This window comes from Streptomyces sp. NBC_00539 (genome assembly GCF_036346105.1).
Taxonomy (GTDB): domain Bacteria; phylum Actinomycetota; class Actinomycetes; order Streptomycetales; family Streptomycetaceae; genus Streptomyces.
Window position 1 is genome coordinate 6,317,278 of record NZ_CP107811.1, and the last position, 13,272, is coordinate 6,330,549.

Annotated in this window: 14 protein-coding genes; 7 read left to right on the forward strand and 7 right to left on the reverse strand. The window is 71.4% G+C overall.

What is annotated here, in order from left to right; translation table 11 throughout:
* Positions 1–17 precede the first annotated feature (17 nt).
* A complete protein-coding gene (locus OG861_RS28530) occupies positions 18–1,442 on the reverse strand; it encodes a lipase family protein (protein WP_329192696.1) in 1,425 nt (474 codons plus the stop codon).
* 369 nt (positions 1,443–1,811) lie between these two features.
* Here OG861_RS28530 and OG861_RS28535 point away from each other — a divergent pair, with 369 nt between their 5' ends.
* The 6 genes from OG861_RS28535 (at position 1,812) to OG861_RS28560 (ending at position 6,650) form a co-directional block, all read left to right on the forward strand.
* Complete coding sequence (locus tag OG861_RS28535; protein ID WP_330261900.1) at positions 1,812–2,369, forward strand: hypothetical protein; 558 nt, start codon at positions 1,812–1,814, stop codon at positions 2,367–2,369.
* Positions 2,370–2,472: 103 nt separating this feature from the next.
* Positions 2,473–3,288 carry an SDR family NAD(P)-dependent oxidoreductase gene (locus OG861_RS28540; protein WP_329192692.1) on the forward strand — a complete coding sequence of 272 codons (816 nt, stop codon included), beginning with the start codon at positions 2,473–2,475 and terminating at the stop codon, positions 3,286–3,288.
* A gap of 124 nt (positions 3,289–3,412) precedes the next feature.
* Positions 3,413–4,240 (forward strand): NAD(P)H-binding protein, encoded by an 828-nt coding sequence (locus OG861_RS28545; protein ID WP_329192690.1) that lies wholly within the window; start codon positions 3,413–3,415, stop codon positions 4,238–4,240.
* Positions 4,241–4,357: 117 nt separating this feature from the next.
* Positions 4,358–4,996 carry a hemerythrin domain-containing protein gene (locus OG861_RS28550; protein WP_330261901.1) on the forward strand — a complete coding sequence of 213 codons (639 nt, stop codon included), beginning with the start codon at positions 4,358–4,360 and terminating at the stop codon, positions 4,994–4,996.
* Entirely contained in the window at positions 4,993–5,499 is a 507-nt protein-coding gene (locus tag OG861_RS28555) for an anthrone oxygenase family protein (RefSeq protein WP_329192686.1), read from the forward strand. The genes OG861_RS28550 and OG861_RS28555 overlap by 4 nt, the downstream gene beginning before the upstream one ends.
* A gap of 143 nt (positions 5,500–5,642) precedes the next feature.
* Positions 5,643–6,650, forward strand: coding sequence for an AraC family transcriptional regulator (locus tag OG861_RS28560; protein ID WP_329192685.1), 1,008 nt, complete (start codon positions 5,643–5,645; stop codon positions 6,648–6,650).
* A gap of 3 nt (positions 6,651–6,653) precedes the next feature.
* On the opposite strand, the gene OG861_RS28565 is transcribed toward OG861_RS28560, so the two are convergent.
* From OG861_RS28565 to OG861_RS28590, 6 genes are read right to left on the reverse strand one after another with little or no spacing between them, the layout of a single operon-like run.
* Positions 6,654–7,304 carry a 4'-phosphopantetheinyl transferase family protein gene (locus tag OG861_RS28565; protein WP_329192683.1) on the reverse strand — a complete coding sequence of 217 codons (651 nt, stop codon included), beginning with the start codon at positions 7,302–7,304 and terminating at the stop codon, positions 6,654–6,656.
* Between the two features lie 10 nt (positions 7,305–7,314).
* Complete coding sequence (locus OG861_RS28570) at positions 7,315–8,151, reverse strand: alpha/beta fold hydrolase (protein ID WP_329192681.1); 837 nt, start codon at positions 8,149–8,151, stop codon at positions 7,315–7,317.
* A complete protein-coding gene (locus OG861_RS28575) occupies positions 8,148–8,633 on the reverse strand; it encodes an SRPBCC family protein (protein WP_329192679.1) in 486 nt (161 codons plus the stop codon). The genes OG861_RS28570 and OG861_RS28575 overlap by 4 nt, the downstream gene beginning before the upstream one ends.
* Positions 8,634–8,692: 59 nt before the next feature.
* A complete protein-coding gene (locus OG861_RS28580) occupies positions 8,693–10,219 on the reverse strand; it encodes an FAD-binding protein (protein ID WP_329192677.1) in 1,527 nt (508 codons plus the stop codon).
* 37 nt (positions 10,220–10,256) lie between these two features.
* Positions 10,257–11,822 carry a flavin-containing monooxygenase gene (locus OG861_RS28585; RefSeq protein WP_329192675.1) on the reverse strand — a complete coding sequence of 522 codons (1,566 nt, stop codon included), beginning with the start codon at positions 11,820–11,822 and terminating at the stop codon, positions 10,257–10,259.
* A gap of 9 nt (positions 11,823–11,831) precedes the next feature.
* On the reverse strand, positions 11,832–12,728 hold the full coding sequence (locus OG861_RS28590; protein ID WP_329192673.1) for a class I SAM-dependent methyltransferase: 897 nt from the start codon (positions 12,726–12,728) through the stop codon (positions 11,832–11,834).
* A 280-nt stretch (positions 12,729–13,008) separates the two neighbouring features.
* Between OG861_RS28590 and OG861_RS28595 the strand changes: the two genes are divergently transcribed.
* On the forward strand, positions 13,009–13,263 hold the full coding sequence (locus tag OG861_RS28595; protein WP_190183911.1) for a hypothetical protein: 255 nt from the start codon (positions 13,009–13,011) through the stop codon (positions 13,261–13,263).
* Positions 13,264–13,272: the final 9 nt, after the last annotated feature.

A 13,272-nucleotide genomic window follows, 5' to 3' on the forward strand; every position in this document is an offset into this window, starting at 1 on the left:
CGGTGCGGTCGCCGTGGTCACTTGTCACGGAGCATGTAGGGCTGGTTCCCGACGACTTCGCCGTCGTAGGCCGTGATCAGCTTGTTGACCTGGTCCCGGTAGGTGGTCAACTCCCCGCGCAGAGTGTCCGAGTACGCCTGCGGGGCGTGCGACAGCGGGTAGTCGTACGACTCGTCGAGCCAGGACAGTTCGACCCAGCTGTCGGGGATGTCGTTGGGCGAGGCCGGGCCGCGCCCGTCCAGCATGGGGATCACGTCGTGCTTGTTGACGAGGCTGATCACCTGGGTGGTGTGGTCGGCGGGCCGCTTGCTGTCGATCGGGGAACCCACCGTGATCACGTGCGTGATGCGGTAGGTCGACGCGACGTCCACGTCCATCGCGAGGTTCATCGCGGTCAGCCCGCCCAGACTGTGGCCGACGATCATGAGTTCCGACCCGGCGGGCAGTCCCGAGCGCAGCAACAGCTGCTTCACCGCCCGGGTGTACGTCGTGTCGGTGCGCAGCAGTCCGTCGAACGCGCCGACGAGGTCCTGCGGGGTGCTGTTGCTCAGCAGACCGAAGCTGGTCCCGGGCAGCAGCAGGACGTACCGCTGCTGCCCGTCGGTGCAGGCCACGCGGCGCAACAGGACCAGCCCGTGGTTGCCCAGGGCGCCGATGTCGCCCACGTAACTGACGATGTCGTTGCGGGAGGTGCCCAGCACCTTCTCCAGGATGGAGTCCGCGTCGGCCCGCTCCGCCCGGCCGGGTCCCGGGTTGAGGCGGCCCAGCAGCGAACTCGGCAGCCCCAGGAAGGGATCGGTGGTGGGCACGCCGCCGGCGAGCGTCACCCACGAGAAATCGTCGTTGACGGGGTTCTCGTCGAGCAGCCCCGACAGGGCCAGCAACTCCATGATGACGGGGGACACCGTGGTCAGCGCGCGGGTCACGCCGAGCCGCTCCACCAGCGCGTACATCGCCCGCAGCGCCTCCAGCCGGTTCCCGCCGACCATCGCGTCCGTCAGCCGCCTGGCCAGGGGTGAGTCCAGGTTCGGGTGCTCGACCGCGACGGCGCGGATGCGCATCGCGAACGCGTCCACCGCCATGGCCACCTTCGCGGGACGGCGGTACGTCACGCTCCCCGCCATCCGCGCCAGTTCGCCGAGGAGGCCCCCGTTCGCCCCGAAGCCGAGCCCCGCCGGGCTGGTGAGCGCCTGCACGCAGGAGACCGCCGTGCCCAGCGCCCAGCCGGGGCGGCGCAGCGCGTCCAGCACGAAACGCCCACTGGAGAGCGCTCCCGTCAGCTCCGCGCCGGCCTGCTTGGCCGTGAGCGCCGCGTCCGCCAGCAGGATCGACGCCGCGATGAGCAGTTCCGCGTCGGTCCGCTCCGGAGCACTCGCCCCGGCGCCCTGCGGCCCCTGCTGTGCGGGGACATGCCGAGTCGTCCCGTCGACCACCTGAGTCACCGCTGTGCTCCCTTACGTCCCTGTGCGACGGCTGCGTCCCTGTGCGACGGCCGCGCCGCCTCGCCCGCTGTTCGCGCAGGCATGGTGGCACCGAAAGTGATCGCCCGGACGCGGCCCTCGCGCCGTCCCACCACCCCCGCGCGCCGGGCGCGCCGGGCGGACCCCGGTCCCGTGCGGCCGTGGCGCCCGGCCCCGGGTGCGGGAACTGGGCGCCCCCGGTGGGGTGAACGCGCGGCCCTCGTGTTGACAGCGGCCCGGTCGACACCCCGCAGGGCCGGAGGGACGATGGAAGGGGCGGAGCCCGCGGGCCGCGCGTGGCCGGCCCCTCCCCGCTCCCGCACGTCTCTTTCCCGGAAGGGGAGTACCACCATGCACCGACACACCCGACGCACCGTGATCACCGCGCTGCTCGCGTCGTCCTTCGCGCTGTCCGGCGCGGTCGCCCTGGCCCCGTCGGCCGGGGCCGCCGTACCCACCGCGAGCTGTACGGTCACCCCGAACGCGAACGGCACCTCGGTCACCATCAAGGGCGAGGGGTTCACGGCGCCGCGCAACCTCAACGACGGCGAGAGCACCGTGCCGCTGAACGTCGACGCGAGCGGCAACTTCCAGGTCACGCGCTTCCAGAAGAACGTCGACTACACCGTCCTCGCCGTCAAGGAAGACCAGAACTTCACCTTCGTCAACTGCAAGGTCGTCAAGGCCGACGACTCCACCGGCACCACGACCGGCAACAACAAGATGGACTACAAGCGCGGTTTCGGCGACGGCTACCGAGCGGGCCGTTCCACGGGGCAGAAGAGCTGTGACCAGACGCCCACGCCGGACAAGAGCGGCCAGCAGCACTCCGACACCTACTGGAAGGGATGGCAGAGTGGCGCCGACGCGGGCTTCAAGAAGACCTGCAACTCGCACAACGGCGGCTGACCGTCCTTGAGGCGGGACTCACCCGGTCCTCCATCCCCCCTCCGGTGCGCCCCGAGCCGCCGCTGCCATCGTCAGGGCATCAGCGAGCAACGGAGGGCGCCCGATGAAGGCACAGTCGACGCCGGGGGCCGTCAAGGCCTCCGACGGGTCCCTCGCCCTGGTCACCGGGGCGACCAGTGGTATCGGCCTGGCCGTCGCGCGCGACCTGGGCGCCCGGGGCCACCGGGTGTTCATCTGCGCACGCACGGAGACGGACGTCAAGCAGACGGTCGAGGACCTGCGGGCCGACGGCATGGAGGTCGAGGGGGCCGCCGCCGACGTACGCAACCGGGCAGAGGTCAAAGGGCTCGTGGCGGCAGCCGTCGCGACCTTCGACAGACCCGTCAGGATCCTGGTCAACAACGCCGGCCGCAGCGGCGGCGGCGCCACCGCCGACCTCACCGACGAACTGTGGGAAGAGGTCATCGACACCAACTTGAACAGCGTCTTCCTGGTCACCCGGGAAGCGCTGACCAACGGCGGCCTCGCCGCCGCCGGCCGCGGCCGGATCGTCAACATCGCCTCCACGGCGGGCAAGCAGGGGGTGCTCCTCGGCGCCCCCTACTCGGCGTCCAAGCACGCCGTGGTCGGTCTCACCAAGGCCCTCGGCAAGGAGCTGGCGCCGCTCGGCATCACCGTCAACGCCGTCTGCCCCGGGTACGTGGAAACGCCGATGGCGGCCCGCGTGCGCGCCGGCTACGCACGGGTGTGGGACACGACCGAGCAGTACGTACAGCAGCAGTTCGAAGCCCAGATACCCTTGGGCCGTTTCTCCACTCCCGAGGAAGTCGCCGGTCTCGTAAGCTACTTGACCACCGACCTGGCGGCGTCCATCACCGCGCAGGCCTTGAACGTCTGCGGCGGACTGGGCCGCTTCTGACCTCTCCGCCCGGCCCGGCCGGTCCCGCTCCTCCCGCCCTGACACGACCACGCGTAGACGCACGCATATGGAACTGAGCTTTGCGGCCATGTCCCGTCTCGCGCCGAGGGACTTGACTGTACTCATGACTTCCACCACCCAGAACATCAGGACCACCCTCGTCATCGGCGGCACCGGCAAGACCGGTCGCCGCGTCGCCGAGAAGCTCTCCGCCCAGGGCCTCCCCGTACGGGTCGGCTCCCGCTCGGGCGAGCCCGCCTTCGACTGGAACGAGCCCGACACCTGGGTGCCCGCGCTGGAGGGCGTCGACCGGGTGTACGTCACCTACTACCCCGACCTCGCCTTCCCGGGCGCCGCCGAGCAGGTCGGCGCGTTCGCCAAGGTGGCCGTCGACAACGGCGCCCGCCGGTTGGTCCTGCTCTCCGGCCGCGGCGAAGAGGCCGCGCAGGCAAGCGAGGACAACCTCAAGGCCTCCGGTGCCGACTGGACGATCGTCCGCTCCAGCTGGTTCAACCAGAACTTCAGCGAGAGCTTCTTCCTGGAGCCGGTCCTGGCCGGCGAGATCGCCCTGCCGACCGCCGACGCCGTGGAGGCGTTCGTCGACGCCGACGACATCGCCGACGTGGTCGTGGCCGCACTGACCGACGACAAGCACATCGGCAAGACCTACGAACTGTCCGGTCCGCGTCTGCTCAGCTACAGCGACGTGGCCGCCGAGCTGTCGAAGGCCACCGGCCGGCAGATCACGTACGTCTCCGTCACCAACGACGAGTACCGCGCGGTGCTCCGCGAGAACGGTCTCCCGGAGGAGTTCGCCGACCTGTTCACCATGATCCTGGACGGTCGCAACGCGCACCTCGTGCACGGGGTCGAGGAGGCTCTGGGCCGCAAGCCCAAGGACTTCGCCGACTTCGCCCGCGAGGCCGCGGCGACCGGGGTCTGGGACGTCTGACCGCGCTGGGCACGCGCCTTCCGCGGGACGGCCGCCTCACACGGCGGCCGCCCCGCGCGGCGCACGCCCCGGGCGCGGAGCACGTACGCACGCCGCACCGACCGGCAGGAGGCCACGATGCCCACGCACCAGCCGCCCTACTCCAGCGAACACGGACTGGACGCCCTCGCGCCGCACTACCACGGATTCGCCCTGATGCACCGGGCGATGCGCCGCGACGCCGCACGACTGCGTGACGCCGCGCCGGCATGGCGGGGCGGCGGCGCCGAGTGGTGGCAGCGCCTGCGCGAGGTCATCGAGTGGCACCACACCAGCGAGGACGACGTGCTGTGGCCCGGACTGCGCCGCCGCGACGCGGACTTCGATGCCCAGGCCCGCGAACTGCACGACGACCACGAGGACCTGGACACGGCCATGGCGGCGGTCACCACCGCCGTCACCCGGGGCGGCGAGGGGCTCGTCCGGGCCGCCCGGGACTTCCAGGAGATCCTGCACGACCACCTGCGCGACGAGGAACGCGTCGTGTTCCCCGTCTTCGACCGGATGGGGGAGCGGGCCTACCTCGCGGAGGAACGCAAGGTGGTGGCCAGTGCTCCCCGGCGCGTGCTGCTGTACCTCCAGCCCTGGATGTTCGACGGAGCGGGCCGCGAGTCCGTCGCGCACGTGTCCGCCACCATCCCGCCGCCGGTCCGGCTGCGAGGCGCGACCCTGCTCCGCAGGCGGTACGAGAACACCTTGAAGGGACTCCGGAAGTGACACGACTGACGACGGGCACGACGGCCCAGTCCGCGACCCTGGTGGCGGCGACCGTGGGCACCGGCCTGATGGCCGGCCTCTACTTCGCCTTCGACATCTCGGTGATCCCGGGACTGGGGCGCGGCGACGACGAGACGTACGTGACCGCGATGCGCAACATTAACGACGCCATCGACAACGGCCTGTTCGGACTGTTGTTCGTGGGCGCGTTCATCGCCACCGGCGTCGCCGCCGCGCAGCAGCAGCGCGGCGGACGCCCCCACGCGGCCCGCTGGGCCTGGACCGCCTTCGCGCTGTACACGCTCTCGCTGGTCGTGACGGCCCTGGTGAACCTGCCGCTGAACGCCCAACTCGCCCGTGCCGGGTCCGACTTCACCGCCGCCCGCGCCGGGTTCGGCACGCGCTGGCGGGCCGGCAACATCGTCCGCACCCTGGCCTGCGCGACGGCCCTGGCCGCCCTGGGCCGGACGCTGGCCCTGCACGGCCGCACCCCGGCCGCGTAGGCCCTGGCCGCCCGTCCCGCCGGACCCGGCACCGGACCGCTCCGGCGTCCCCGTGAACGGCGCCCGCTCTCGCATCCGTCCCCCGCGGGAGAGCGGGCGCTTCACGCGTTCCCGCCCGGCGGGAAACGAGAGAGGATATCCGCATGGACACGCTGACCGGTCTGCTGGAAGGCCCGAAGGCGCGCGGCGCCTTCCTCCTCAAGTCCGTCTTCAACCCGCCCTGGTCGCTGCGCGTGGAGGACCGGGCGCCGCTGTCGGTCATCACGATGGTCCACGGCGACGCCTGGCTGGTGCCGGACCACGGCACCGCGGTACGGATCCGGCCCGGCGACGTGGCCGTGGTGCACGGACCCGAGCCGTACACGGTCGCCGACTCCGTCGGTACGCCGGTCCAGATCACGGTCGGGCCGGAGCAGCGGTGCAGCACCGCGAGCGGCGAGGACGTCACCGAGACCATGGCCCTCGGGGTCCGTACCTGGGGCGATCCGCTCCAGGACGCGGGCTCGGCGGTGATGCTGAGCGGCACCTACCAGGCGCCGAGCGAGATCGGCCGGCGGCTGCTGAGCGTGCTCCCCACGATCCTGGTACGCCCGGCGGAATCGGCGGACCACGCACTCATCACGCTGCTGACGGCGGAGATCTCCCGCGACGAGCCCGGCCAGGAGATCGTCCTGGACCGGCTCCTGGACCTCCTGCTGATCGGGGTCCTGCGCGCCTGGCTCGCGGCCCCCGGCAGTGGCGCCCCGACGTGGTACCGGGCCCAGAGCGACCCGGTGGTCGGACCGGCGCTGCGCCTGCTGCACGAGAACCCGGCGCACGGCTGGACGGTCGAGGAACTCGCGCGCAAGGTCGGCGTGTCCAGGGCGGCCCTGGCCCGCCGCTTCACCGACGTCGTGGGGGAGCCCCCGGTCGCCTACCTCACCGGCTGGCGCATCGCCCTGGCCGCCGACTACTTGCGCGAACCGGAGGCCACGGTGGCGACGGTGGCCCGCCGGGTCGGCTACAGCGGGGCGTTCGCCCTGTCGGCGGCCTTCAAACGGGTGCGCGGAGTCAGCCCGAAGGAGTACCGCGCGGGCATCACCGCGCCCGCCGGCGGGCCCGGCTCGCGTTCGCCCCGCACGGTCGTGCTCGGCGGGCCCGGACCGCGCTGATCCTCAGCCGCGCCGCGCGACCACGGTGAGGACCAGCTCCGGCCCCGCCGACCAGCGGCCGTGGTAGACCGGATCGACGGGTTCGCCCGGCGATGCCGGGACGTCGAGGGTGCAGGTGAACGTGCCCTCGGGGGTGAGGGCCACGGCGGCGTCGCGGAAGCCGAGCCAGACGCCGGTCGCCGGGTACCAGGCCTTGTACGCCGCCTCCTTGGCGCTGAACAGGAGACGGTCCCAGGGGACGCCGGGGTGCGCCGCGGCGAGCTCCCGCAGGTGGGCGCGTTCCGCGGGAGAGGTGACCAGCCCCAGCACGCCCTTCGGGAGCGGGCCCGCGGGCTCCGCGTCGATGCCGAGGGCCGACGTACGGTCGCGGAGGTCCGCCACGGCCGCGCGGTAGCCGTCGCAGTGCGTGATGCTGCCGACCACGCCCGCCGGCCAGGCGGGAGCGCCTCCCGGGCCGGGCAGCAGGGGTGCGGGGGAGTGGCCGAGAGCGGCCAGACAGCGGCGGGCGCAGGCGCGGGCCGTCGCGAACTGGCGGCGACGGCGCGCGAGGCGGCCCTCCATGAGGGCCGCCTCGGCGGGGAAGAGCGGCGCGGGCGCCTCGTCGTCGAAGGCTTCCGACGACGTGACGCCCGGCGGCAGGAGTGCCTCGATCATCGTCCGGCGGTCACCGGGACGCGAGCTCGGCCACGGCGGACACGACCAGCAGGGGCCGCTCCAGCGGGAGCATGTGGCCCGCTCCGGGCACCGGTTCGAACCGGGCCCCCGGCAGGGTGTCGGCCAGCGTCCGCGCCAGCGCGGGATCGATGACCTTGTCCGCCTCACCGTGCAGGACCACCGCCGGCACGGTGACGCCGGCCAGCGCCGGGCGCAGGTCCCAGCCTCGCGTGCAGCGGAAGAACTCCGCCCGGATCCGGGGGTCCGTCGCCGCGAACAGCTGCCGGTTCACGTCCAGCAGGGCCGGGTCCACGGTCTTGGCCATGGTGGACGACAGCAGTTTGCGGCCGAGCGGGGGGCGGCGCAGCGCCCACGAGAAGAGGGCGCTGCCCATCATCTTCACCTCGCCGTCGGGCGTGTCCTGGCCGTGGGCCGCAGCACCCAGCAGCACCAGGCCGCCCAGCCGCCCGTCCCGCCCGCCGCCGGCCGCGTGGGACAGCGCCGCGAAGGCGCCGCCCGAGTGGCCCACCACGACGGCCTCGCGGGCGCCCACCGCGTCCAGCACCGCCCCGAGGTCGTCGCCGAGGCGCTCCACGGAGACGGCGGTGCGTCCGCAGGTGGAGGCGCCGTGGCCCCGCTGGTCGTACAGCACCACGCGGTGACCGGCCCGGATGAGCCGGTCGGCGATGGTGCCCCAGGCGCGGCGGGAATGCGCCCAGCCGTGCACGAGGACCACGTCCACGGCGGCCGGCGTGCCCGCCAGCGGGGCCAGTACCGTGACGGCGAGTTCCGCGCCGTCGTCGGTCCGCACGGTCAGTTCCCGGGTGACTTCGGCGGCCGTGGTCATCGCCGGGCCCCCGCGGTGGAGGACGACAGCAGCCGGCCAAGGGACTCGAAGGCCGCCAAGGTGGCCTTCGAGTGCTCCGCGCCGAGGTCGACGGCCTTGGCCAGTACGCGCAGCCAGCCGTGCGGCCTGCCCGCGAAGTGCATGGACAGCCGGGTGCGGCCGTCCGGCAGCGGTTCGAGGCGGAAGGCCGCCGGCCCGCGGAACGCCCCGTCGACGTATTCCACGTCGAGCCGGCGGCCGCTGTCCACGGCGACCGTGCGCGCCGTGAAACGGAGCTTGAGACCGCCGTTGCCGACGCCCTTGGTGTGGACGGTCACCCCCACCTCGCCGCCGACCCGGTCGGGCGAACCGGAGACCGGGGCGAAGGTGTTGGCCGGGACCCACCAGCGGGCGGCGCCGCGGAACTCCGAGAGGAGCGCTTCCCAGACGGCGGTCTCCGGGGCGTCGATCACCGCCTCGTCGATCAGGTCGTACGTTGTCATGTCGAGCCTCCTCAGGTGCACGGTCGTGCGGAGTTGCGCGCGGGTGTCCGGGGTCGGGGTCAGGCGAAGAAGCCCTGGCCCGGGGTGAAGAGGTTCGCCGGGTCGAACTTCTTCTTCGCGTTGACGAAGCCGGTCCAGCGGTTGCCGAAGTGGGCCCGCCAGTCGGCCTGCGTCATGTGGGGGACGGCGCCGACCAGGTAGCGCTTGGCTCCCATCGACACCGCCAGGTCGTACAGCCGCCGGTTCTGGTCCAGCATGGCCTGGATGTTCGGGTCACCCGGGTTGGGGAACCGCAGCAGGTCGAAGAGGTAGGCCACGGACTCGCCCGGCATCATCGCGAGCGGCCGCTTGACCTGCGAGGTGAGGAACGGGGAGAAGAGCAGGAAACCGCCCCCGAGGGAGTCGGCGGTCAGCTCCTGTTCGACCCGCTTCATGAACGTCTTGGTCTTGGAGGCTGGGAGGAACATGCTCAGCCACGGCTTGGGCGAGTACCAGTGGCCGGACTCCTTGAGGTAGGCCTCGTAGGCGTCGAGCCGGAACATGTACTCCCGGTAGGTCACGTCCTCGATCACCGCGTCGGCCCGGACGTCCTGCAAGCCGCCGAGCAGCTTCGCCCGGTCCGGCGGCGTCGTGCTGTAGGTGGCCCCGACCTCCATCTTGTAGCGCCAGCCCGAGCCGTCCGGCTTCTGCAGCATCTCGCCGGCCTGGACCTGGAAGCGGCCGTCGGCGAGCACCTTCTCGGCGTCCTGGAGGTAGGTCTCCACGTCCGCGTAGTAGAGGGTGAAGATGACCGACCGCTTCGGCGCCGGGACGACGGCGACTTCGGCACGGACGATGATCCCGACCTGACCGCCCCCCGACAGCGCCGCGTTGAACAGCTCCGGACGGGTCGTCGCCGTCGCGGTGACCAGCTTCCCCTCACCGGTGACGATGTCGATGGAGCGCACGGTGTCGCACAGCAGCCCGTACTTGGCCACGGTGCCGCCGATGCCGCCGATGCTGATGGTGCCGCCGATCGACAGGTACAGGTAGTCGGGCAGCGCGGGCGGGGTCTTGCCCACCTGGAGGCACGCGTCGGTCAGCTGGGCCCAGGTGACGCCCGCCTCGACCACCGCGCAGTTCCCGCTGATGGAGATGATCTTCGACATGCTGCGGGCGTCGATGGATATCCCGCCCGGGACGCGGGCCTGGCCGTACACCGAGTGCGACTCGATGTCCGTACCGGAACCGCCCTGCCCGTTGACCGCGACCTTGATGCCGTTCGCCCGGGCGTAGTTCACCATCTTGACGATGTCGTCCACGCTGCCCGGCCGCAGCACGGCCCACGGCTTGTTGCCCGCGTCGTCCCACAGGTGTCCGAAGTCCTTGCCGAAGGACTCGACCACGGAGGGCGACGTCTCCAGCGTGCCGGTCAGCGCCGGCACCGGGACGACGGCCGTACCGGACGTCTCCGCGGCCGTCGCCCAGCTCTGGTCGACGGTGTTCCAGCCCACGACGGCCACGGCGGTCGCCGCGATGCCGCCGAGCACTCTGCGCCGGGAAGGGGCGGCGGCCGTGCCCGTGGCCGTTCTCGGGGTGCTGCTCATCTGCGTACGTCTCCCGTTTCTCATGCCTGCCGGAGTCCTACTGGTGCGTCGCCGGGGCGGCGGTGCGCACCTGTGAAGCGAGCTGGTACTCGCTCAGGTCGAAGCGCTTGGTCTGGCGGCGGAAGCGCCAGGTGTACGTCGGCCAGATGGAGGGGTTGCGCCCGTTCTCGTCGAGGTACCAGCTCTTGCAGTTGCCCGCGTTCCACACCGAACCGTCGAGCTTCGCGTCGAGCGCCTGGTTGTAGGCCTGCTGCGCTTCCTTGCGCACCTCGACGCTGGACAGCCCGCGCTTCTCGGCCTGCTTGAGCGCGTCCACCACGTACTTGATCTGCGCCTCGATCATCACGACCTGCGAGGAGTGCCCCAGGGTGGTGTTCGGACCGAGCAGCATGAACAGGTTCGGGAAGCCGGCGATCGTGGTCCCGCGGTGGGCCGACATGCCCTCGCGCTGCCAGGCCTCGCGCAGTTGTACGCCGTCCCGGCCGAAGACCCGGCGCGCGACCGGGCGGTCGGTGGCCTGGAAACCGGTGCCCAGGATGATGGTGTCGACCTCGCGCTCCACCCCGTCGCGGCCCACGATCGACTTGGCGCGGACCTCCGCGATCCCGTCGGTGACCAGGTCCACGTTGGGCTGCTGGATCGCCGGGTACCAGGTGTTGGAGAACAGCAGCCGCTTGCAGGCCATCACGTAGTCGGGGGTCAGCTTGGCGCGCAGGGCCTCGTCCGGGACCGACTTCTTCAAGTGGTCGCTGGCCATCTTCTGCATCTTCCCCGCGACCTTCGGGCGGGCCATCACGAAGGCCAGGATCTCGCGGCCCCACATGTTGAAGTTGCGCCGGAAGCTCTGGTAGCCGGGCACCGAGCGCAAGAGCTTGGCCTGCAACGCCGTGGTCGCCTTGTCGTTCTTCGGGCCGACCCACGGGGGCGTGCGCTGGTAGAGGTCGAGGCGCTCCACGTCGGGCTGGATCTTCGGTACGAACTGGATCGCCGAGGCGCCCGTACCGATGACGGCGACGCGCCGGCCGGTGAGGTCGTGGTCGTGGTCCCACCGCGAGGAATGGAACACCTTGCCCTCGAAGTCGCTGAGGCCCTTGATGTCGGGGACGGCCGGCTCGCTCAGGTAGCCGGTGCCGGTGACCAGGAACTGGGCGGTGTAGTCGCCCTGAGAGGTCTCGATCCGCCAGTGCCTCTCGCCCTCGTCCCAGCGGGCGGAGAGCAGTTCGTGCGCGAAGCGGATGTGCGGGCGGACCCCGAAGCGGTCGGCCGTGTCGCGCAGGTACGCGTACAGCTCGTCCCGCTTGCCGAAGGTGGACTTCCAGTTCGGGTTCTGGGCGAAGGAGAAGGAGTAGAGGTGGGACATGACGTCGCACGCACAGCCCGGATAGCTGTTGTCGCGCCACGTGCCTCCGACCTCGTCGGCCCGCTCGAACACGAGGAAGTCGTCGATGCCCGACTGCAGCAGCCGGATGGCGGTACCCAGGCCGGAGAACCCGGTACCGATGACCGCGACCCTCAGGTGCCGGGCCGGTCCGCGGCCCCCGGAGGAGGCCTGGGCCGTCGGACGGGCTCCGCCGTCCCTGGCCGGTTCGAGAATGCTCGTCACGTCGGCCTCCTAGCGGCGCGTGAGGGTCACGCGGAAGTTGTTGAAGAACTTGTCTTCGAGCGTGTACGCGAAGATGTCGAGGTAGCGCTCGAAGCGGGCGACGACCTCCTCGCCCTCCATGGCCACGGCCTCGTCCCGGCGCTCGGCGAGCAGCACCAGCCAGGCGCGGCAGGCCATCGCGAACGACTCGCGCTCGTTGACGATCTCGTCGACCTCGAAGAGGCCCTCGGCGCCGGCGGTGAGCTCGTGCAGGTGCGGGATGTGGCACCTGGCGAACTCGGAGCGCTGGAGGAACTTCAAGTCGTCGAGGAGCGCGCGGTTCATCGGCAGGGCTTCGGCGGTCATGGTGTGCAGGACGAACTTCGCCCCGGGGACGAGGGTGTTGGCGACCTGCTGGAAGAAGAAGCGGTAGCGCTTGGTGCGCTCCTTGGGCGGCAGGTTCGAGGAGACGAAGTGCTCCAGCGCGTTGATGCAGAACGCCGCGCCGTACTTCTCGCCGTCGTCGGCGACCGTGTAGTCCGCCCAGCTCTTGACCAGCGTGGTGATGCGCGGGTTGCCCAGCGCGTCGATGAAGGCTTCCTGGGTGCGGGACAGCGTCAGGCCGACGGCCTCCTCGGCGCCGTGCACGGTGGTGAGGCGGTGGAGCATGGTGCCCCAGCCGCAGCCGATGTCCAGCACCCGCTTGACGCCGCCGGCGCGGACGTTCGCGAGGTCGGCGAAGGTGTCGAGCTTGCGCTCCTGGGCCTCGTCCAGCGCGCCGACGAGGTCCTCGCCCTCGTTCCAGTAGCCGCCGGAGTACATCATCGTGGGGCCGAGGAGCAGCCGGTAGAAGTCGTTGCTCACCTCGTAGTGGTGCCTGATCGCATCGACCTCGGGGTCCACCGTCCTGGGGGCGACCGTTGTCATCTGAATCCTCATTCCTGCGAGCGGGAAGGGCGGCTCTGGCCGTCCGTGCCGAATTCCTTCCGAGGAAAACGGATCCCCCGCAAGGCGCACGCAACACGAGCCCGCCCGGTACCCGGTCCGTACCAAAAGGAGGGTGAAAGGGAGGGAAAAGGCGGGGAAAAGGCGAGGGGCGTCCACGGCCCCCGGCATGTTGCGTCTTCCTTGCGGCCGCGGGGCTTTCATCGCTCTCGAAAAGAACGACGCGGCTCCCGGGCCGCACCGTCGAGAGAGGACCGACCCCATGTCGCTGCCCACCATCGAAGAGCTCGCGAGCCAGCTGGAGGCCGTTTCCGGCGCCGCGGAGGTCAGCCCCGACGCCCCGCTCCAGCACATCACGGACGTCGACTCGCTGGACCTCATGGAGTGGCTGTACGGCTTCCAGACCAAGTACCCCCACATCCCGGCCGACGAGACGCTCTTCGCGGACCTCGACGACACGACGACGCTGCGCGACGTCTACGCGAAGATCGTCGATCTCGTCCCGGCCCAGGCATAGCGAGGAATC